Annotated in this window: 21 protein-coding genes; 11 read left to right on the top strand and 10 right to left on the bottom strand. The window is 60.4% G+C overall.

Going from position 1 to position 19,682, the window contains the following annotated elements:
• The first annotated feature begins 452 nt into the window (after positions 1 to 452).
• From bktB to NUH86_RS22445, 5 genes are all read left to right on the top strand, one after another.
• The gene (bktB, locus tag NUH86_RS22425; protein ID WP_196227555.1) at positions 453 to 1,640 is read left to right on the top strand and encodes a beta-ketothiolase BktB; all 1,188 of its coding nucleotides are present in this window, start codon (positions 453 to 455) and stop codon (positions 1,638 to 1,640) included.
• A gap of 126 nt (positions 1,641 to 1,766) precedes the next feature.
• Positions 1,767 to 2,702 (top strand): spermidine synthase, encoded by a 936-nt coding sequence (locus tag NUH86_RS22430; protein WP_267253137.1) that lies wholly within the window; start codon positions 1,767 to 1,769, stop codon positions 2,700 to 2,702.
• A gap of 740 nt (positions 2,703 to 3,442) precedes the next feature.
• Positions 3,443 to 4,570, top strand: coding sequence for an NAD(P)H-dependent flavin oxidoreductase (locus tag NUH86_RS22435; protein WP_267253138.1), 1,128 nt, complete (start codon positions 3,443 to 3,445; stop codon positions 4,568 to 4,570).
• A gap of 149 nt (positions 4,571 to 4,719) precedes the next feature.
• Entirely contained in the window at positions 4,720 to 5,172 is a 453-nt protein-coding gene (locus tag NUH86_RS22440) for a MarR family winged helix-turn-helix transcriptional regulator (RefSeq protein ID WP_267253139.1), read from the top strand.
• Positions 5,173 to 5,212: 40 nt separating this feature from the next.
• Positions 5,213 to 5,614 carry a DUF1398 domain-containing protein gene (locus NUH86_RS22445; RefSeq protein WP_196227559.1) on the top strand — a complete coding sequence of 134 codons (402 nt, stop codon included), beginning with the start codon at positions 5,213 to 5,215 and terminating at the stop codon, positions 5,612 to 5,614.
• 617 nt (positions 5,615 to 6,231) lie between these two features.
• On the opposite strand, the gene tnpC is transcribed toward NUH86_RS22445, so the two are convergent.
• The 7 genes from tnpC to aqpZ all read right to left on the bottom strand — a co-directional run bounded on the left by tnpC (position 6,232) and on the right by aqpZ (position 10,658).
• Positions 6,232 to 7,845 carry an IS66 family transposase gene (gene tnpC / locus NUH86_RS22450; protein WP_267251094.1) on the bottom strand — a complete coding sequence of 538 codons (1,614 nt, stop codon included), beginning with the start codon at positions 7,843 to 7,845 and terminating at the stop codon, positions 6,232 to 6,234.
• A 59-nt stretch (positions 7,846 to 7,904) separates the two neighbouring features.
• Positions 7,905 to 8,186: an IS66 family insertion sequence element accessory protein TnpB gene (tnpB, locus tag NUH86_RS22455; protein WP_061940009.1), complete on the bottom strand. Its 282-nt coding sequence runs from the start codon at positions 8,184 to 8,186 to the stop codon at positions 7,905 to 7,907.
• Between the two features lie 62 nt (positions 8,187 to 8,248).
• The gene (tnpA, locus tag NUH86_RS22460) at positions 8,249 to 8,584 is read right to left on the bottom strand and encodes an IS66-like element accessory protein TnpA (RefSeq protein WP_267251095.1); all 336 of its coding nucleotides are present in this window, start codon (positions 8,582 to 8,584) and stop codon (positions 8,249 to 8,251) included.
• A 330-nt stretch (positions 8,585 to 8,914) separates the two neighbouring features.
• Positions 8,915 to 9,178, bottom strand: coding sequence for a GlsB/YeaQ/YmgE family stress response membrane protein (locus tag NUH86_RS22465; RefSeq protein WP_267253140.1), 264 nt, complete (start codon positions 9,176 to 9,178; stop codon positions 8,915 to 8,917).
• A 48-nt stretch (positions 9,179 to 9,226) separates the two neighbouring features.
• Positions 9,227 to 9,403, bottom strand: a complete 177-nt coding sequence (locus tag NUH86_RS22470; RefSeq protein WP_196227714.1) for a YegP family protein — start codon at positions 9,401 to 9,403, stop codon at positions 9,227 to 9,229.
• A gap of 129 nt (positions 9,404 to 9,532) precedes the next feature.
• Positions 9,533 to 9,856, bottom strand: coding sequence for a hypothetical protein (locus NUH86_RS22475; RefSeq protein ID WP_267253141.1), 324 nt, complete (start codon positions 9,854 to 9,856; stop codon positions 9,533 to 9,535).
• Positions 9,857 to 9,932: 76 nt separating this feature from the next.
• Positions 9,933 to 10,658 (bottom strand): aquaporin Z, encoded by a 726-nt coding sequence (gene aqpZ, locus NUH86_RS22480; protein ID WP_196227562.1) that lies wholly within the window; start codon positions 10,656 to 10,658, stop codon positions 9,933 to 9,935.
• A 246-nt stretch (positions 10,659 to 10,904) separates the two neighbouring features.
• On the opposite strand from aqpZ, the gene NUH86_RS22485 reads away from it, so the two are divergent.
• The gene (locus NUH86_RS22485; RefSeq protein WP_267253142.1) at positions 10,905 to 12,539 is read left to right on the top strand and encodes a nitrite/sulfite reductase; all 1,635 of its coding nucleotides are present in this window, start codon (positions 10,905 to 10,907) and stop codon (positions 12,537 to 12,539) included.
• Positions 12,532 to 12,966 (top strand): DUF934 domain-containing protein, encoded by a 435-nt coding sequence (locus tag NUH86_RS22490; protein WP_267253143.1) that lies wholly within the window; start codon positions 12,532 to 12,534, stop codon positions 12,964 to 12,966. Before NUH86_RS22485 ends, NUH86_RS22490 begins: the two co-directional genes overlap by 8 nt.
• A 301-nt stretch (positions 12,967 to 13,267) precedes the next feature.
• Here the strand turns inward: NUH86_RS22490 and NUH86_RS22495 are convergent, their stop codons facing one another.
• Entirely contained in the window at positions 13,268 to 13,504 is a 237-nt protein-coding gene (locus NUH86_RS22495; protein ID WP_196227564.1) for a hypothetical protein, read from the bottom strand.
• 485 nt (positions 13,505 to 13,989) lie between these two features.
• Complete coding sequence (locus tag NUH86_RS22500; RefSeq protein ID WP_196227565.1) at positions 13,990 to 14,253, bottom strand: toxin-antitoxin system, antitoxin component; 264 nt, start codon at positions 14,251 to 14,253, stop codon at positions 13,990 to 13,992.
• Positions 14,254 to 14,431: 178 nt separating this feature from the next.
• Here NUH86_RS22500 and NUH86_RS24790 point away from each other — a divergent pair, with 178 nt between their 5' ends.
• Entirely contained in the window at positions 14,432 to 14,767 is a 336-nt protein-coding gene (locus NUH86_RS24790; protein ID WP_323749048.1) for a type II toxin-antitoxin system CcdA family antitoxin, read from the top strand.
• Between the two features lie 667 nt (positions 14,768 to 15,434).
• Here the strand turns inward: NUH86_RS24790 and NUH86_RS22510 are convergent.
• Positions 15,435 to 16,424: a M48 family metallopeptidase gene (locus tag NUH86_RS22510; RefSeq protein ID WP_267253144.1), complete on the bottom strand. Its 990-nt coding sequence runs from the start codon at positions 16,422 to 16,424 to the stop codon at positions 15,435 to 15,437.
• A gap of 92 nt (positions 16,425 to 16,516) precedes the next feature.
• On the opposite strand from NUH86_RS22510, the gene NUH86_RS22515 reads away from it, so the two are divergent.
• The 3 genes from NUH86_RS22515 (at position 16,517) to NUH86_RS22525 (ending at position 19,435) form a co-directional block, all read left to right on the top strand.
• Entirely contained in the window at positions 16,517 to 17,302 is a 786-nt protein-coding gene (locus NUH86_RS22515) for a metallophosphoesterase family protein (protein ID WP_323749049.1), read from the top strand.
• 58 nt (positions 17,303 to 17,360) lie between these two features.
• Complete coding sequence (locus NUH86_RS22520) at positions 17,361 to 17,663, top strand: hypothetical protein (RefSeq protein WP_267253145.1); 303 nt, start codon at positions 17,361 to 17,363, stop codon at positions 17,661 to 17,663.
• A 408-nt stretch (positions 17,664 to 18,071) separates the two neighbouring features.
• Positions 18,072 to 19,435, top strand: a protein-coding gene (locus tag NUH86_RS22525) for an IS3 family transposase (protein WP_416365398.1) whose coding sequence is annotated in 2 segments (ribosomal slippage) — positions 18,072 to 18,419 and positions 18,422 to 19,435 — 1,362 coding nt in all. Because the reading frame shifts where the segments join, the coding sequence is not laid out codon by codon here.
• Positions 19,436 to 19,682 lie beyond the last annotated feature (247 nt).

Consider the following 19,682-nt stretch of genomic DNA (forward strand, 5'->3'; position numbering starts at 1 on the left):
GGCTGCTGACCCGGTCGCATCCCTGGGGTGCTTCGCGTCGGCGACTTCATAACGCTGGTTGGGCTGCGTATAAGTTGGCGCGCGCCCGCCTTTTTCCCGGCCTCGTCGACCTTGGCTCTGCGTTATTGGGGCTACTTGCGCCATCGCCTCGCACCGCTGGGCAGCCCCGTCATGCTGCAGCAGCACGTTGATCGTTGGTCCGTCGGCGGCAAATGCCGCCAAGCCTGAAACGACCAGCTCCATTTCGATCATTGTTCGCTCGCGTAAGCGGGAGCGGCTGGGAGCACACCATCCAGGCTCTGCTGGCGGCTCCCGTGCGATGGCTGTCATGCCTATACACATGCCTTGTGAAATGCTAAGGATTAAACATGATGTTTTAGACATCATTCTTGGCATGACTTATTGCGGCGCTGCTTCGGCGCGGCGCTGGCAAATCGGGAAGGGGCGGGATTTTGCAGGACATCGTCATTCTATCTGGAGCACGCACCGCGATCGGCGATTTTGGCGGAAGCCTCAAAGGCGTCGCTCCTGCGGAACTGGGACGTATTGTCATAGATGCGGCGATCAGGCGTGCGGCCATTCAGCCTCATGATGTTCAGCACGTCGTGCTTGGTCAGGTCATTCAAAGTGAACCTGCCGACATGTATGTCTCGCGGGTGGCCGCCATGGCAGCGGGCATCCCGGACCGGACGCCGGCTCTCACACTCAATCGCCTGTGCGGATCGAGCGTACAGGCCGTTATTTCAGCCGCGCAGATGATCGCTCTTTCGGAGTGCGAGATTGTCGTTGCCGGTGGCGTGGAGAGCATGAGCCAGTCGCCTCATGTCGTCAAAGGCCTGCGCTGGGGGCGGCGCATGGGCGATGAAGCGATGGTCGACGCGATGACGGCGGCACTGACCGATCCTTTCGGCGCGGGGCATATGGGGGTTACTGCCGAGAATATCGCGGAGAGATATGATATCACACGCGAGATGCAGGACGCGTTGGCGATTGAGAGCCATCGGCGCGCGGCGCGGGCGCAGAGCGAAGGCCGGTTCGAGAGCCAGATCGTGCCGGTTGAGATCAAGGGACGCGGAACCGTCAAATCGTTCAGCCGCGACGAGCATGTTCGTGCCGAGGTAAGCGCTGCCGATCTTGCCGCCCTGGCCCCTGTTTTCCGCAAGGACCGGGGGACCGTGACGGCGGGAAATGCCAGCGGTCTGAATGACGGCGGCGCGGCGCTCGTGTTGGCATCCGGGGCGGAAGCCCGGCGTCGCGGCCTCACGCCCATGGCGCGCATCGTCGGCTGGGGACATGCCGGTGTCGCGCCAGAGGTCATGGGACTTGGGCCGGTTGAGGCCGTGCCGATCGCGCTGCGCCGCGCTGGATTGACGCTCGCTGACATCGATGTGATCGAAGCCAATGAAGCCTTCGCGGCCCAGGCCTGCGCCGTGGCCAAGCTGCTCGATTTTCCGCCCGACAAGGTCAATCCCAACGGCAGTGGTATCGGCCTTGGACACCCGATCGGCGCGACCGGAGCGATCATCACCATCAAGGCGATGTATGAGTTGGAGCGAGTAGCGGGCCGCTATGGGCTGATCACGATGTGCATCGGCGGTGGCCAGGGGATAGCCCTGGTTATCGAGCGCGTCGGGAACTGAGTTCTTCAGCCGTGACAACGCTGGCGACCGGGTCGGTCGCATATCCCCGTACGGCTGGCAATGGCCTGCGCCTGCGCTACGTGAACGTCGGTCCTTTGCCGTGGACCAGCCGCTGCGAGCGATGGCGTGCCTGACCATTCCGATCAGGAATTCGATTGGGATCGGCTGGGCGTCTACAGCGACGATGTCGTGCGCGTCCTCGACCTTTTCGCTGATTCCCATGACAGCGGCGCGCAAGGTGACTATGCGCCTTATTCAGCACCCGACAGTGACGAATGTGGACAGTTCCCTCCGCCGATCAACATTGCGCTGGCGGCGCCGATCGGAGCCGACGGGCCGCTGGTCTTCGACCTTGGGGATATGCGGACCTTGTTGTTCAATTCCGTCATTATCCAGAGCGGGATGCGGATCAGCGATCCGGTTCGGCTGATCTTCGACTATACGCAGATGATGATGGCATTTCTCCTCTTCCATGAGGCACCTGGCGCGATCGAGATGATCGGCCTTGGTGGCGGATCCCTTGCAAAATACTGCTACCATTATCTGCCCGACAGCCGGATTGTTGCCGTCGAGATCGATCCTGACGTGATTGGTCTGAGGGCCCGCTTCGGGATTCCTGACGACGATCACCGGTTTAGCATATATTGTGCCGATGGCGCCGATCATGTCCAGATTGACCGGTCGCGGCCCGACGTCATTCTCGTCGATGGTTTCGATGGGGACGGCCAGTCGCCACAGCTTTGTTCCGAGCGCTTCTACAACGACTGCTACAATCGGTTGAAACCGGGCGGCCTGCTCGTGGTCAATCTTTGCGGGGACCGGGAGGCTGATTATATTGGTCCGATAGCCCGCATTCGGCGAAGCTTTGGAGAGAATGTCCTTGCGGTGCCAACCGAATGCGGTGCAAACAAGGTCGTCTTCGCCCGAAAGGTCGCGGGATTTGTGTCATCGCCCGATGAGCTTGGGATAACCGCGTCCCGCCTGGCGCCGCGTCATTCCGTCCCGTTCGAAGCGCTGGCGGAGCGCATCGTCGGCGAGATGAGCGCGATCCGTCCTGGATAATGGAAGGGGCTGACGGCTGCGGCATTTTTCCAGGTCTAGACTGACCCACGACGTCGCGTGTAGTCTGCCGTGTCCGCGCTTCGCTGTACCGGCGACGCCTGGGAAAAGGGCTGGAGCTTCCATCGTAGCTCCGCCGACATCCCGGCAGCAACAAAGGTCGAATGCGCCATGGCGCAATGACTGCCCCGCGCTTCATCTGACCGTCCGCGGCGAATGCCCAGTGCGGTGATCGATTCTGGTAAATAGTCTAGGTCGCCCGTGGCTTGCGAGGTAAATGAACAAATCATATAAGCGCCGGAATAATGGGGTATCGCCAGAGCTACGGTGTGATTGGCCAACCAGCGCGCAAACATGTGCCGGAATCCGTCCTGGAACAAGCGTAACGATGCATAGAAGCACTGGACCTTTCGCCGATGCCGTCCTGTTCAGCCTGAAAGATGGGCTGATATGGGCGCACCTGCCCACCCACCCAGCGCCAATCGTCCTGGGAAATAGCGAGACAGTGATCTACATGATGCGCGACTTCCTGGCTCAGTGCGAGCTTGCAGAACGGCTGGGCGATCCGAACTGCCGATAGCGAAGCCGGGTGTGCCCGACGTTTGCGGTCAGCTTTGTGCCGCTTTCAAGGTTTTTGGCGTCCCGTTCGTCGATCCCGGGCTGGTGGCTGGGTCAGGAGCAGGATCCATCAGCCGGTTTGCAGGACGTCCGATCTTTTCCTGGCGTGAAGGAGCACGGTAGATATGACCCATTGGCCCGATAATCGGATCACCAAATTGTTCGGCATCGACGTTCCGATCATTCTGGCGCCAATGGCCGGGCCGGTAATGGCCGACATGGTGATCGCCGTTTCGCAGCAAGGTGGGCTGGGTTCGCTTCCATGCGCGCTGCTGGACAGCGGGCAGGTGGATGTTGAGCTGGCCAGGATTCGCGCCGCGACTTCCAAGCCGGTCAATCTCAACTTTTTTTGCCATGCTCCCGCAGCCCTTGATCCGGCGCGCGAGGCGGCATGGCGGGATCGGCTGAGGCCTTATTATCTGGCGCTCGGCCTCGATCCCGACATTGAGGTCAAACCATCGCATCGTGCAGCCTTTGACGAAAAGGGTTGCGAGATGGTGGAGAAATGGCGCCCGCAGGTGGTCAGCTTCCATTTCGGTCTGCCAGCGGCGTCGATGCTCGAACGCGTGCGCGCGACGGGCGCAAAGATCATTTCATCGGCGACAACCGTTCGGGAGGCGGAATGGCTTGAGGCGCAGGGATGCGACGCGATCATCGCCCAAGGCTCGGAGGCGGGCGGGCATCGCGGCATGTTCCTGACGGATGATGTCTCCAGCCAGATCGGCACCATGGCCCTCGTACCGCAGATAGCGGACGCGGTGTCCGTGCCGGTCATTGCAGCGGGCGGTATCGCTGACGCGCGTGGAATTGTGGCCGCCGCGGCGCTGGGAGCGTCGGCGGTTCAGATCGGGACGGCTTTTCTCCGCACTCCCGAAGCGAAACTGTCGCCTGTGCATCTCGAGCGGCTATGCAGCGCACAGGCTGACGAGACCGCGATCACTAACCTGTTCACTGGCCGCCCGGCTCGAGGGATCATCAATCGCCTGATGCGTGAACAAAGCCCGATGGTCAACGACGTGCCCGCCTTTCCCCTGGCGGGTGGCGCGCTCGCACCCCTGCGTGCAGCCTCGGAGCCTTCTGGATCCCCCGATTTCATGGCGCTTTGGGCTGGCGAAGCCTTTCGCATGGCCCGGCCGCTTCCCGCTGCTCAATTGACGCAGGCGCTATGGACCGAAACGCTCGATCACCTTGGCCGAATGCGTCGTCGCTCAGTCCACGCATGCTACGACCCTTGTCAGAAAGTTGAGGGCTGACAATCGAACGGAACGAGGGGGTTGGCGCGCGAGTAAAACAGCGTCTCTCGGCGACAATCGCGAAAACGACCATGTTTTTCGGCTCCAAGATAATCGTTGACTAGGAAACTAGATTGTGATTGTTTCCTAGTCAACAAATGGAGCGATTCATGCCTTCGGTCTCCCAATTAGCTGATCATACCGGGTTCTGGATGCGCATGGTGTCGAATGCCGTTTCGCAAGGGTTCGCCCGGAAGGTCGAGACCGAAGGCGTCACAGTGGCCGAATGGTCCTTCATGCGGGCGCTTTACGAGAGAGATCCTACGTCCCCATCGGTTCTGGCCGACAGGATGGTCATGACGAAGGGGGCGATCAGCAAGCTTGCAGATAGGCTGCTGGTAAAAGGACTGATCGAGCGGACGGAAAGCCCACACGATAAGCGCGCTCACAGCCTCTCCCTGACAAGAGAGGGACGAGCCAAGATTCCTGTTCTGGCATCGTTTGCCGATGAAAACGACGCCGAATTCTTCGGCGTCCTGACAGAGGATGAGCACGAAACGCTCGGCCAAATATTGCGAACTCTCGCCGAACGGCGCGGTCTCACGGCAACCCCGGTGGACTGACCTCCGGCCGTATTCAACATGACCCGGAAAGGAATCCGCCATGGACGCGGAACGAACGTCTATTGCCGCAACCTGTCTGCAGGCTGCTCACGACGGAAGCCTGAGCTTTCCAGAGATCGTCGGCAAACTGCTTGCAGCCGGCTTCGAGGGGTACGCCATCGACTATCGCCGCAACAGGCAGACATTCTATCTGCCTGACGGAGATAGTCTGGAGCTCGACATTTCGCCCTCCGACAACCCGGTCGCCGCTGCTTTCGATGCCAGCGAGGTGGAGCGCCTGGTGCGATGGGCGCAGGCAAACCCTGCCGACTACAATTATGTCGCCTTCTGCGAAAAGGTGAAGGCGGCCGGCTGTGCGGGATACCTCGTCTCTTTCCTGGGTCGGCGCGTCGTCTATTTCGGGCGCACCGCAGAGACCCATGTCGAACACTTTCGGAAGTGACGAGGGCTGTCACGAATCCGGCAGGAGGGGCGAAGGCGCCGCGGGTCAGGGCAAGGGCAGGCTCAAGCGAGACTTGATCTAGACCGCGTTGCGAAGAGCGTTCACGATCTGCGAATACCTATCACAGAAAAATGCTTCTACGAATATCGTTCACCGTCGCGGTATGAGGCAGGTCCGGTGAATGATGACAGAGCAGAGGTCGCCGACCTGTGTCAGAACGTGAAGCGCCGGCAGATATTGGGTTTGGGGAGATCAGTATCGATGGTGTGCTCGCAAGAGACCTTGAGCCATGGAAGTCGCGCGTGCGGCCCGGATGTGTAAATGGCGAGCGATCCCACCAAGCCCCTGCTGAGGCTGACACCAGACCAGCCGAGACAACGCCCCGCGGGCCAGGCAAAATTTCCCCTGGCCACCTGAGCCTTTCCCCCCGGGATCGCCAGCAAGCTACATTCGGGCCGAAATTCGCCTCCTTGCCCAGGCATTGCCAGCACGATCCGGCTCCCTGCAGCCCGATCGATGAAGCCGTGCCATTCGGCCTGGCGGCCACGATCGCTATGCCTGGAATCGTGGGTCTCTATACACAGGTTGCGCAGTAGGCATTCGGTGAAGGCCGCGGATCAGGCGGCTTCGCGTTGATCTTCGGCGGCGCGCCAATTCCATGGCAGCAATTCGTGGAGACGGTTCTGGGGGATGTCGGCGATGCGGCTGAGCACATCGGCGAGCCAGGCCTGCGGATCGATGTCGTTGAGCTTCGCCGTGGCAATGAGGCTCAGCATGAAGGCGGTGCGCTGACCTCCGCGATCTGAACCAGCGAAGAGCCAGGATTTTCTTCCCAATGCTATGCCTCTGAGCGCCCGTTCCGCCGCGTTGTTCGAGAGGCAGATACGGCCGTCGTCGAGGAAGGCTGCGAAGGCGGGCCATGCCTTGAGCATGTAATCCATGGCCTCGGCCACATCGCTGTTCTTCGATAGCTTCGACCGGCTGTCGCGCATCCATTCTTCCAGATCGGTAACCAGCGGTGCGCTGAGTTCCTGCCGAAGGGCGAGACGCTCCTGTGCCGGTCTGCCGTTGATGGCGCGCTCGATGTCGAAGATCGCGTCGATACGGCGGACCGCCTCGACTGCCAGTGGCGAGATGACGGCCTTTTTGCGGCGCTTCTTGAGCTGCGCGGCGATATCGGCCAGCTCGAAGAAATAGCGGCGCGCGTGGCTCCAGCATAAAGCACGCGTCAGCGGCGCCGGCAGGCGGTCGGCATGGAACAACGTGTTGTAGCCAGCATATGCATCAGCCTGAAGGATGCCTCTCCAACTGCGCAGATGGCCCACAGGATGTTCGCCCCGGCGGTCACGGGAATAATGAAAGATCGCCGCTGGCGGCGCTGGTCCGCCAAAAGGCCGGTCATCACGGACATAGGTCCAGATCCGGCCCGTATCGGTCTTGGTCTTGGCCAGCACTGGCACCGTCGTATCGTCGCCATGCAACCGCTCCGCGGCCAAAACGTGGGCCTCGATCAGTAGGTAGAGCGGCATCAGCGCGGCGGTGCAGGTGCCGACCTGATCGGCCAGAGTGGAAAGGCTCAGGTCCACGCCTTCCCGGGCATAGCGATCACGCTGGCGGTTAAGCGGTTGATGCGCGCCGAACTTCTCGAACAGCAGCATCGCCAGGAAGCTGGGTCCAAAGAGCCCGCGGGGCGTCACATGGAACGGCGCTGGCGGTTGGGTGATCTTCTCGCAATCGCGGCAGGAGAACTTCTCCCGAACGGTCTGGACCACCTTCCACTGGCGCGGCACGACCTCAAGCGTCTCGGTGATATCCTCGCCCAGCTTGCACAGCCGATCCGAGCCGCAGCAGGGGCAGGCCTCGGGCGCGGCGATGACGACGCGTTCGCGTGGCAGATGTTCGGGCAAGGGCTTGCGGGCGGGCCGCTTGCGCTCGAAAGGCACGACGTTGGTCTTCGCTGCTGCCAGCGCAGCCAAGAGCTCATCTTCGCTGGCAGCGGTCTCGCACTCCTCGAAGGCCAGTTCCATCTGATCGAGCAGATGGCGCGTGCGTTCCGATCGCTGGCCGAAAAGGGTGCGGCGCATCTTCTCGTTCTGCAGTTCGAGAAGGGCGTTACGGGCTTCCAGGTCGGCGTTGATCGCCTTGATGCGGGCGACTTCAGCGGCAACAGCTTCCGCAGCGGCGAGCCGCTCGCGAAGGCTATTGATCTGTGCTTGCGCCTCGTCCCCCATGCCGGCGCGTATAGCAGAAAAGCGCCGGAATCCCTAGCTTTTTAGGCAATCTTGACCTTCTATCCGGCCAATGTCGGGCGCCATGTGGCTTGCGGATTACGCCAGTCGATCGCCTCCAGCATGCAGGCCATCTGCGAGGGGGAAATGGCGATCACGCCGTCCACGGCCGAGGGCCAGATGTACTTCCCGCGCTCCAAGCGCTTGGCATAAAGCGACATGCCAACGCCGTCATGCCAGATGATCTTGCAAAGATCGCCGCGCCGTCCTCTGAAAATGTAGAGATCGCCGGCAAAGGGATCGCGGCCGAAACTCTGCTGCACTTGCAGGGCCAGGCTGCGCATGCCGCGCCGCATGTCCGTGTGCCCCGTTGCGATCCATATCCGAACGCCAGAGGGAACTGGGATCACGGCTTGACCGACCGCAGCACCGCCGACACCAGTCCAGGCGAGGCACCAGCGGGAATGCGCACAATCGCCCGCTCGAACTCGACGGTTATCGCCGATCCCATGGCCGGCGCCGGATCAGGGTGCACCTGCACCTGCACCTCGGCAAAGCCCCGCGCTGCCTGCTCTATCTGTCGCCGCCACCTGTAAATCTGGTTCGGCCGCAGATCAGCACGGCGGGCGATCTCCGCCACGTTCGCCCCAGGCGCCGCAATCGCCGCGACCAACTGCCGCTTCTGTTCGTCGGTCCATACCCGCCGCCGCTCCGGCCCCGAAATTACTGTGATCTGGCTCATCGCACCGTCCTTAGTATCGGTGCAAACACCGACGCTTGCACCGATGCCATCTCGAAATATCAGCCGATCACCGCAAGGCGGCCCTCACCGGAGCGATACGTTGCGCAGCGCCGATCATCGAAAGATATGCCAGCGCTCCCCGTGCCGGGGTGCGGGAATGGGTGCCTTGGGTAGCGATCCGTAAGGGCTGGCCATCGCTGAACCTGAAAACTTGCAAGCACCGATGAAGGAATGGCGCCTCCCCAATGGGTTGCCGCTGAGGCAAGCAGCGATCCATGTTTCAGCCAGTACGGCGGTTGCCTCGACGCGTGCTGCTCAAGTCTGAAGGGGTTATCGCACTTTACCGCGTTGAATCAGGTTCACGATGCCGAGTAGGACAATGGCGCCGACCACGGCAATGACAAGGCCCGTGATCGAGAACTCTTTGACCGTCCCGGAGATGCCGATAACGCCGGCGATCAGGTTGCCGATGACAGATCCGACACAACCGACGACGATGTTCCAGAAAATGCCCATCGAGGCGTCGCGGTTCATGATCATGCTGGCAAGCCAGCCGGCAATGCCGCCCACGATCAGTGCAATGACCCAACCCATGATGTTCCTCCTGCTGACGTCCCCGATGGGGGAGAGACAAGGCTCGATTTATTCGGCTTCTCGAATTTCTGCGGCGGGGCCGTTTTTCAGGATCGATTCAATGGCATTCCTGGCGGAAGCTTTCGAAGAATATCCTTCGGTCCAGAATATGGATTCATTATTATATTTGAAATATGCAACGAACTCGCCAGACTTGTTCTTCTTTATTTCAAAATAGTGAGCCAAAATTGCCTCCATCCTATGGTTTGTCCGTCTCACGGCCCATTCAGATCAGGACGATACTGATTATGCGCCCCCTATCTTTCGCTGCCCGCATGCGGCATGGCGGATGACGCCGTCTGGTCTGGGGATGGCCTATTTTTGACCAAAGAGTTTTCCTGCCATTCCCGCCAGGTCGCCAAGCGGATTGCCGTCGCCATCAGCATCGAGCATGGTTGCGAAATTTCCAAGCGAACCCTCACCGCCAATGGCGCTGACGATTTGACCAAGAACCGCGCTGTTCACGCCCGTGCTTGCCGAGGCAAGTTCCACCGTGTCCCCCTGCATGGGATGCGCCTTGGCCAGGGCCAGAATGGCTGTTTCCGCCATTTTGGGATCGATCCCAAGCGAGTTGGCGAGGTTCGCAATATCGCCGGGTGAACCGGCAATGGTCTTCATTATACTGTCTATCAGGCTCATCTGGACACTCCTTTGCATTGTTTCGCATGGGCTCTGTCATCCCAGGCCGAGAGGCAGATCGTGTGTGCCCTTGTGCTCAATGATCTGCGCTGTCGCCACCGATGTTCGCCAGGGATTCTTCGGGTGCAAGAAGCAGGCGCCAGATCAGGGCGCCGATGATCCCGCCGGCCAGTGGCGCAAGCCAGAACAGCCAGAGCTGACCGAGCGCGTCTGTCTGGGCAAAGAGCGCTACGCCTGTGGAGCGGGCGGGATTGACTGAAGTGTTTGTGACCGGAATCGAGACCAGGTGGATGAGAGTGAGCGCCAGGCCGATGGCCAGGGGCGCGAAACCTCCGGGAACGGCCCGCGACGTGGATCCGAGGATGACGATCAGAAACCCCGCCGTCAGAATGATTTCGGTGAGCACAGCTGCCTGCAGCGAGTATCCGCCGGGAGACAGGTCGCCAAAGCCGTTCGACGCGAACGCGCCAGCCTCGAAGTTCGCCTTGCCCGACGCGATGGCATAGATCGCCGCACCTGCGGCCACTGCGCCAATGACCTGAGAGATCCAATATGGGATCAGATCCTTCCACGCGAAGCGGCCGGCGGCCGCAAGGCCAAGGGATACCGCCGGGTTGAAATGCCCACCTGAGATCCCGCCGACCGCATAGGCCATGGTGAGAACCGTAAGGCCAAATGCCAGCGCGACCCCTGCAAAGCCGATGCCAAGGTCGGGATAGGCCGCTGCCAGCACCGCAGAACCGCAGCCGCCGAATACCAGCCAGAATGTGCCGAAAAACTCTGCACTCAGCTTCCGTATCATGACACCTCCTCCGATTGTATTTTAAACCCAGGTTAATCGCTTGGCCGGCTGGTGCAATGCCTTTTGTTTCAGTCACGAAATGTGCGCCGTTTCAGCACGGAAGACGGAATGTTGATTGCCCAGGGATCCCTGGGCGACAGGGAGTATGCAATAAAGAAAGTTATAGATAACCGCATTAATATTCATTTTCTTATCGGACATTGATGAGGCCATGTTGTTGTCTGATCCAGACGCAAGGCCGATCTGATGTACAAATATGATGACTATGACCAGGCCATGGTTGATGCCCGTGTCGAGGAGTTTCGCGACCAGACCCGCCGCCGGATCGAGGGCCATCTGAGCGAGGACCAGTTCAAACCGCTCCGGCTCAAGAACGGCCTGTACCTCCAGCTCCACGCTTACATGCTGCGGGTCGCGGTTCCTTACGGGACGCTCAATTCCAGGCAGATGCGCAAGCTGGCGCACATCGCGCGTACTTATGACCGAGGATATGGGCATTTCACAACGCGGCAGAACATCCAGTATAACTGGATAAAGCTCGCAGAGGCGCCCGACATCCTCGCGGAACTGGCGACGGTCGAAATGCACGCGATCCAGACCAGCGGCGAGAGCATTCGCAATCTGTCGGCCGACCATTATGCTGGCGCTGCTCCCGACGAAATCTGCGATCCGCGCCCATGGGCTGAACTGATCCGCCAGGCGACCACCTTTCATCCGGAATTCAGCTATTTGCCGCGCAAGTTCAAGATCGCGGTGATCGCAGCAAAGGAGGATCGCGCGGCCTTGCGCTGGCACGACTGCGCCCTGCGCATCGTCGAGAATGAGAAGGGCGAGCGAGGCTTCGAGGTCTATGCCGGCGGCGGCATGGGCCGCACACCCTTTATTGCCTTTCTCATTCGCCCCTTTTGCCCGGCTGGCCAGATCTTCTCCTATATCCAGTCGATCCTGCGCGTGTGGAATCGCCATGCGCGGCGCGACAACATCCACAAGCAGCGCATGAAAATTCTCGTGCATGAACTCGGCGAGGATGAGTTTCGCCGCCAGGTTGAGGCCGAGTTCGAGCATTTCCTGACGCTGGGCCGGGATTTCCCGCAGGCCGAATATGACCGTATCGCCGCACATTTCGAACCGCCGCCGTTCGAGACGGGTCTCGCCGAAGCGATCGATCGCTCCGATCCGGATTTCGCTTTGTGGGTCGATCGGCAGGTGGAGGCCCATAAGGCGCCCGGTTATGCGATCGTCAATATCAGCCTGAAGCCTGTCGGCGGGATCGCCGGCGACATCTCGGCGGAGCAGATGGAGGTGGTGGCCGATCTTGCCGAGCGCTACAGCTTCGATGATCTGCGCTCTACCCATGTCCAGAATCTCGTGCTGCCCCATGTGCGCAGGCAGGATCTTCACGCCGTCTGGAAAGCGCTCGACGCGGCAGGATTGGCGGGCATCAATCTCGACCTCGTCACGGACATCATCGCTTGTCCTGGCCTTGATTATTGCACTTTGGCCAATGCGCGATCGATCCCCGTCGCGCAGCAGATTGCGGATCGCTTTGCCGAGCTGGACCGGCAGCTGGATCTGGGCGAACTCAAGATCAAGATCTCGGGCTGCATCAACGCCTGCGGCCATCACCATGCGGCGCATATCGGCATATTGGGCGTCGATCGCAAAGGGACCGAACATTATCAGCTGCTCCTGGGCGGGTCGGGGGCGCAAGATGCCTCCCAGGCCAGGATTACGGGTCCGGGTTTCGACGAAACCGGCATTGTCGATGCGGTCGAGCGTACCATCGAGCGCTACCGTCAGATCCGCGAGCCGGGCGAACGCTTTCTTGATTGCTACCGCCGGGTAGGAATGGACCCGTTCAAGGAGGCGATCTATGGGTGATCTCTTGCGTTTTCGCGACGATCCGGCTCCAGATAAGCCCGGCGTCACCCTGGATGCGTTTCTCGATCAGAAGGATGCGACCTCGGTTCTTCTCGAGGCAGGCGACGACGTCCGGATGCTGTTGCCGGTGCTGGATCGCGTGCGTCTTGTGGAGATCGATTTCCCACGCTTCCGCGATGGCCGCGGATTCTCGAGCGCAAGCATCCTGCGGGAGGCGGGCTATACCGGCGAGATCAGGGCGGTCGGCGACGTATTGGTCGATCTGCTGTTTTTCATGCGTCGCTGCGGGTTCGACGGTTTCGAGCCTGACAATCCCTTCGATCCGGTTGCTGTCGAGGCGGCGCTGAGTCGCTATCCCGGGGCTTATCAGTCCGCGACCGACGATCTGACGCCGATTTGGGCATTGCGGCAGTCTGCAACCGCTTAGCCGGCGGTCCCCATGAAACGGCGGCGATCGCTATTTGGCCGTTTTCGGCACGCGGATCCAGGAGGCATCAGCGCGCTCGCATCTAAGAGAGGTGGCGGGCGGAAAAAGATCACCGAGCGACCACTGCTACGGCTGATCGATATTCAGGCGCCATTCGTTTTGGGCCGGCCATGGCGCTGGATGCGAATGTTCCGACCAAAGACCCATATCTTGAACCTGCTGCACAGGCACTCCGATGGACAGCCGCTCCCGACGCCGCCTCTAACGGCACCGCAGGCGTTGAGGCGGGTCATTGGCCCGATCACGCATCCTGTCGGCACAGTAGCTTGACCCGGTCAATCATTTTAGACGCTCCGGAAATGTCAAATACCGAATGAACTTGTTGGCCGCGATAGGTAGAGACTGTTGCAAGGAGCTCCTTGCCGCCGTTCAGGAGGGCTCCAAACTCATTGACGGCGGACATGCCCAGGGTGAAGGCGGAATGCTTGCCATAATACCACCTAAGCGTTTCCGCCGGTTCTCCATCGATCTGGAACATTATTTCCCCCTTTCCGCGTCCTTGAAGGCTGCTGGGAGCACTGAGAAATTTATCGGTTATAAGCCTGAAGCGGACTGGCGCGCTACCGCGGTTCGAATCCGAGCAAGCGAAAGATAGGATCGCGTTCCCGTCCTTCGAATAGACGGTCCCTTCCGATTTGCGTTTGTCAGTCATGACGGCCGCATTCTCTGAGACCTTCCACGCGCCTATCGCTTCAGATGACGTTACTGCGGCCATGAGAAGAAGAGACGCAAACATCATTTAGCCTGCCCTATTGAAAACATGTTGTCCGCCGCGCCAGGGATTTGACAGGTGAGTGCGATAGCGGCTGCTGGAAAAGAAGAGGAGGTCGTCGCGACCGCGCATGATATCGCCAATACCCGATTTCTTCAATTCAACACCCTTCTTGGAACCATTGTTGTCCTTGAAACGCGGGGCCGCAACGCCAACCGGCGAGACAGTATCAAGCGGAAGCCCCTGTACTATCACTTTGGTCGCTTCTTGAAATAGACGCGCTCCGCATGCGGTTCGGCGATTACGTCGAACCCTGCATCGACCCACGCCCGCTGATGCGGAGCCAGACGGCCGGAGGCGCCGTCGACCTGCCACCAGCCCGGCTTTGCCGCAGCGTTGGGCAGCAGCGCGTTGATGATGCCTTCGATCTGCGCGAAGGTCAGTTCGACGCCTTCCGCGTCGTACCGGATATTCCAGCGTTTGAGGAAAGCGCCCAAGCTGTCATATTTGCCCATTGCGCTATTTCAGGACTTCATGTCCCATTCGTCAAGGTTCTGAAAAGGATTCGATCCCGGATGTTCGATGCCAGGCCGCAGGCTGATGGCCCTTCACGGGCATAGATATGCGCGTGAAGGGGGCTGCGACGGGTAGTAGGAACGTGAATCTGCAGGGCAGACTCGCAAGCCAACCAATGTGCCGCTCGATATATCGCTGGTCGCCGAAGCGAAGCGGCTGGGTACCAATATCTCGCGTGCGCATGAGGCTGGGCTGATAGTCAGGAAGCGGGAGCGCATATGGAAGACGGAAAATGCCTCTGCGTTGGAAAGCTCCAACAGCTACGTCGAACAGGATGGGCTGCAGCTAAGCCAGGAGCCGTCAATTCCGACGGCGAAAGTCGACATGTACCGTCGAAAGAATGGCGGTCCTTTCGTTCTCGCTTGTCTGGCGAATTTGCTCGGTGCTCTCAACGATCGTCTCGTCGCCCCCTTGCTGCTGATGGACCGAGCCCCGAGCCTGCAGCGCGGTTGACCCGATATTGGAGGTCGATGGAGCGCGGCTGGTGATGGTTACGCAGTTCGCCGCGAGCCTCTCGGCCCGTGGTTGAAGCCGGTCCGTGCCTGTAATGGGCCGTGTTTCGTCGCGGCACCCGGTCGCAATCCCGGCGCCAAGTGCCGCTGAAAGCAGCCGGCGCCGGGATTCCCCGTGCCGTCGGGGGGACCGGAGCCAGCACGGGACCCAATCACGAAGGGGGCCTAGGGGGTAGGCGGATCGGGTCGATCTATTCTAGCCGCGAGTTCCGGACATGTCGAAGAATTTGTCGCATGGGTCCAAGCATTCAGTCATCCAATGCTTCGAAAGCGCCGACACGGCCTGCGAACAATCGATCTGATTGTTGCGGATGCCTCACTGTTTCGCGTGGGACGAGGATGTCCTGCCAACGTCCATACGGCCGAATGAGCGATGTTCCTCGCTCTCCCGGACTCATATGCGTTGCTGAATTATGTCTGATTTGTAGCAAAAACGTCATTTCCTTGTGGATTTGGCCGCCTCGGCCAAAATGTTCGTGGCGCCTTTGCTTTGCAGGGTGTTTTCCAGTCTTCGGCCGATTTTACCGGATTGGCCTTGGATCCACCTCATGGCGCGTTAGGAATTGTCCCTGCGGGAAGCCGCGATTGTTCGAACGCGCGATCGAGGTTCAGTGACCATGGTCCAGCAGGGTCTGCCAGTTGCCGTCGAGTGGCTTGTTGCGCGCGGCCAGGATTGAGGGCCGATGCGGACGCTCTGGCCCCAGATCTGCGATGGCGCGTTCGATCACCCTGACGCGATCCTTCCAGGCCGGGTGGGAGCGGCTGCGGATACCCCCGTCATGGGCGGGCCCGAATGCACGCCAGAAGATGACGGCGATAGCAGGATCGAATCCCGCATTGGCGAGGAGCGAGACCGAGAGGATGTCTGCTTCCAATTCGGTCTGGCGGAAATAGCCGACATTGCGGCCCATGCCTGACAACAGGCCATAGTCCACGCCTCTCGCCTCAAGCCGCTCGCGGTGCCGCAGGACATTATGCGCGAGTTCATGGGCGATCGGCGCGACGACCCAATCGGGATAATCTGCAAAGAAGCGGCTGCCGATCTGCACGACTTCGCCATCCGCCTGGGCAAGGAAATCGGGGCCGAGCACCACCTCGAAGCGCGTGCGGCAAGCGGGCTCCGGCACGACGACACGCTCCTGGTCGTGCCCGCCGCGACGCAAGTGAAGCGTGAGCGGGCGATCGACAGGGAGCGCCATGATGCGACGCGTGGCGTCGGCCAGTGCGGAGGTGTTCGCCCTGGCTTGAGGATCGGCAGGCGGGAAACGCGCCGGTCCCACGGCCATCAACGTGTCATCAGCGCGAATGCCTGCGGCGGCCGCCGGCGAACCCTCCACGACCGCCTCTATTCCGATGGGACCATCGAAACGGAAATGACGGATGGCTGCCGCGCGGACATCGCGCGCATATTGTGCAGGCGTATGCAGCATCAATCCCAGGCTGGGCTCCTGCCGGTCGCACAGGCTGGCGTTGGCGACGGCGAGCCGTCGGCCAAGCCGCGCCATTTCCGCATCGACCGCGCGAATGGCTTCGAATGGTGGAGACACGTCCGCCGAGGCAAGTGGACCAGGAACGGCAAGCGCGATTGCCATGATCATGGGGCGGAATGCTTCCCGCTTCCACCATTTTGCGCTTGCAACCCTGTCAACTTTACCCATTGCTGTCATCTCGTCCTTTAAGAACCATCAAGGTGCAGCATCCGCTGATGCTCGAAAGACTGCTTTCCCGATTTGCAAAGACCCCGCCTGCTGCCGTGCGCGCTCCGGAAGGACGCAGGCTTTACGCCATCGGCGACATTCATGGCCATCTTGATCTGCTTGGGGGCCTCCTCACGCAAATAGGCGCCGACGAGGCGGCGCGCAGCGGCCCCAGAGGCGAACTGATCTTCCTGGGCGATCTTATCAATCGTGGACCGCAGTCTGCGCAAGTTATCGATCATCTGATTGCGTTGCAGGCAGAGCGGCCCGAGACGCGATTCCTGCTGGGGAACCATGAGGAGGTCTTTCTCAAAGCCCTGAGTGGCGACCGCGGTGCGCTACGGTTTTTCGATCGGATGGGCGGCGCGCAAACGATCCTGAGCTATGGCATAACGAGGAATGCCTATGAGGCGGCGGACTATGACGAATTGGCCGCAATGCTCGAAAAGGTGGTTCCACCCGCGCATCGCGCTTTCCTCGCGAGTTTTGAGGATATGATTGTCGAGGGCGACTATGTCTTCGTCCATGCCGGCGTTCGCCCGCGGGTGCCGCTTGAAGAGCAGAAACCAGGCGACCTGCGCTGGATTCGTGATGATTTTCTCCGCGAAGCCAGGCCTCTGATACCGGGAATGGTGATCGTTCATGGCCATACGATCTTTGAGGACATTATCGAGCGGCCGGGCCGGATCGGGCTCGACACAGGCGCCTATCGCTCGGGCGTGCTGAGCGCCATGGGGTTTGAGGGTAGCGAGCGATGGATCCTGCAACAAAATTCGTGATTGCTTGCAACGCACCAGCATTCGAAGCGTTTGAATGGCATTCAATGGGGTAACGCACTTGCACAATGCCGAATCCAGTGATACCAAAGCACAAATTTCAACTTCCAAAGGGACAACCGACATGCGTATCCGCATTCTTCTTGCTGGCCTGGTGGCGTCGTCTCTGGTGGCTGCACCGGCCATGGCGAACTCTGCTTCCGCGCTTTCTGTCGCCAAGGCGACGCAGGTCAAGGCCGCGACTCCTGCCAAGAAGGCAAGCAAGCTGCAGGGCGTTCCTGTGATTGCCCTGGTGGGTCTTGCTGCCGTGGCGGTCGGCGCGGTCGTGGTGGTTGCCGATGACGACGACTCGGACAGCAACTGACCTCTAAGCAATTGTAAGAAAAGTGGCGGCCGCGAGCCGCCATTTTTTTGCCTGTCTTTCGGGGTGAATGCCGCCTGATTTGCCGAATCACGCTCGCGGCGCAAACCCGAGCGGGCCGACTCGGGTAAGGAAAGGCCGGGGTCGCGAAAGACTTCGAAACAGCAACCCGTGTCTCAATCTTATTACGACCAGTAAGCAGAGATCGGCCGGGCTCATCTGGTCAGCCGATCTTGATCAGAACCGGCTGGCGCTTTCCTACAGTATGATTCGGAAGACTGACTTGGATCATGCTCTATTCGTCTTTTGCCCGCATTTTGCGAGCCTGTCCGCCGTCAGCACCAATGGCACAGATTTGAGGTTGTGATTTAAGGAGGATCTGGGCTTCGTCGTAGTGACGAAGGAACGAAGATGAAGCCCAGATCCTCCAATGTAAAATCGCCCGCTAAGGCCCCAGCAGAGCGGGTAGTGAAGGACATCCGGCGACAGACCCGTCGCCACTTTTCGGCCGAGGACAAGATCCGCATCGTGCTGGATGGCCTGCGCGGGGAAGACAGCATCGCCGAGCTATGCCGCAAGGAAGGCATCGCCCAGAGCCTGTATTACACCTGGTCGAAGGAGTTCATGGAAGCTGGCAAGCGCCGCCTGGCCGGTGACACCGCCCGTGCCGCGACCACCGGCGAGGTCCAGGACCTGCGCCGCGAAGCCCGGGCATTGAAGGAATGCGTCGCCGATCTGACGCTTGAGAACCGTCTGCTGAAAAAAAGCATGATCGCGGATGGGGGCGACGACGAATGAGGTATCCCGCATCCGAAAAGCTCGAGATCATCCGCATCGTCGAGCAGTCGCACCTGCCCGCCAAGCGCACACTGGACAAGCTCGGTATCGCCCGCCGGACGTTCTATCGCTGGTATGACCGCTACCTCGAAGGCGGACCGGAGGCGTTGGAAGATCGGCCCTCGGCGCCGAGCCGGGTGTGGAACCGCATCCCGGCTGAGATCCACGACCAGATCATCGAGCTGGCGCTGGAACAGTCCGAGCTGAGCCCCCGGGAGCTGGCAGTGCGCTTCACCGACGAGCAGCGCTACTTCGTGTCGGAAGCCACGGTTTACCGGCTGCTCAAGGCCCACGACCTGATTACCAGCCCGGCCTATGTCGTGATCAAGGCGGCCGATCAGTTCCACACCAAGACCACCCGCCCGAACGAGATGTGGCAGACCGACTTCACCTACTTCAAGATCATCGGGTGGGGTTGGATGTATCTGTCGACTGTGCTCGACGACTTCTCGCGCTACATCGTCGCCTGGAAGCTGTGCACCAACATGCGGGCCGAGGACGTCACCGAGACGCTGGACCTCGCCCTCAAGGCCTCGGGCTGCGACAGCGCCACGGTGCTGCACAAGCCCAGGCTGCTCAGCGATAACGGCCCCAGCTACATCGCCGGTGAGCTGGCAGAATATATCGAGGCCCGGAAGATGAGCCATGTGCGCGGCGCCCCGATGCACCCCCAAACCCAGGGCAAGATCGAGCGCTGGCACCAGACCCTCAAGAACCGCATCCTGCTGGAAAACTACTTCCTGCCCGGCGACCTCGATATCCAGATCGAAGCCTTCGTCGAGCACTACAACCACCAGCGTTACCACGAGAGCCTGAACAACGTGACGCCCGCCGACGCCTACTTCGGCAGGGCTTCGGCCATCATCCAACAGCGTGAAAGGATCAAGCGACAGACCATCGAACATCGGCGCTTGCAGCACCGCAAGCTCGCCGCCTAACATCAACCCCCAGACGAGGCCCGCACTCCGCTAATTTACGCCGCGAGTTGCGCCAAATGTTCTGACGACGGACAAGGGACGTATCCCCATCCGTCGAAGAGCATCGGCTTGTTGCTGGTGGCCCGGCGAAATTCTCCATCCCGAAAAATCATGAGAACCTCCCTGTCATTGGATGGAGCCTTCCTACTATGAAGCGGTTCGGTATGGAACCGAAGAATTGACAAGCATTCGCAGCCTATGTTTCAAA

The organism is Sphingobium sp. JS3065, from assembly GCF_026427355.1.
Classification (GTDB): domain Bacteria; phylum Pseudomonadota; class Alphaproteobacteria; order Sphingomonadales; family Sphingomonadaceae; genus Sphingobium.

Bases quoted from the DNA above. Each gene is read 5' to 3' on its own strand.
- aqpZ (WP_196227562.1), bottom strand. From the start codon at position 10,658: ATGATACGGAAGCTGAGTGCAGAGTTTTTCGGCACATTCTGGCTGGTA.
- NUH86_RS22435 (WP_267253138.1), top strand. From the start codon at position 3,443: ATGACCCATTGGCCCGATAATCGGATCACCAAATTGTTCGGCATCGAC.
- NUH86_RS22445 (WP_196227559.1), top strand. From the start codon at position 5,213: ATGGACGCGGAACGAACGTCTATTGCCGCAACCTGTCTGCAGGCTGCT.
- NUH86_RS22490 (WP_267253143.1), top strand. From the start codon at position 12,532: ATGGGTGATCTCTTGCGTTTTCGCGACGATCCGGCTCCAGATAAGCCC.
- tnpC (WP_267251094.1), bottom strand. From the start codon at position 7,845: ATGGGGGACGAGGCGCAAGCACAGATCAATAGCCTTCGCGAGCGGCTC.
- NUH86_RS22440 (WP_267253139.1), top strand. From the start codon at position 4,720: ATGCCTTCGGTCTCCCAATTAGCTGATCATACCGGGTTCTGGATGCGC.
- NUH86_RS22475 (WP_267253141.1), bottom strand. From the start codon at position 9,856: ATGAGCCTGATAGACAGTATAATGAAGACCATTGCCGGTTCACCCGGC.
- tnpA (WP_267251095.1), bottom strand. From the start codon at position 8,584: ATGAGCCAGATCACAGTAATTTCGGGGCCGGAGCGGCGGCGGGTATGG.
- NUH86_RS22485 (WP_267253142.1), top strand. From the start codon at position 10,905: ATGTACAAATATGATGACTATGACCAGGCCATGGTTGATGCCCGTGTC.
- NUH86_RS22510 (WP_267253144.1), bottom strand. From the start codon at position 16,424: ATGATCATGGCAATCGCGCTTGCCGTTCCTGGTCCACTTGCCTCGGCG.
- NUH86_RS22465 (WP_267253140.1), bottom strand. From the start codon at position 9,178: ATGGGTTGGGTCATTGCACTGATCGTGGGCGGCATTGCCGGCTGGCTT.
- NUH86_RS22500 (WP_196227565.1), bottom strand. From the start codon at position 14,253: ATGGGCAAATATGACAGCTTGGGCGCTTTCCTCAAACGCTGGAATATC.
- tnpB (WP_061940009.1), bottom strand. From the start codon at position 8,186: ATGCGCAGCCTGGCCCTGCAAGTGCAGCAGAGTTTCGGCCGCGATCCC.
- NUH86_RS22495 (WP_196227564.1), bottom strand. From the start codon at position 13,504: ATGTTCCAGATCGATGGAGAACCGGCGGAAACGCTTAGGTGGTATTAT.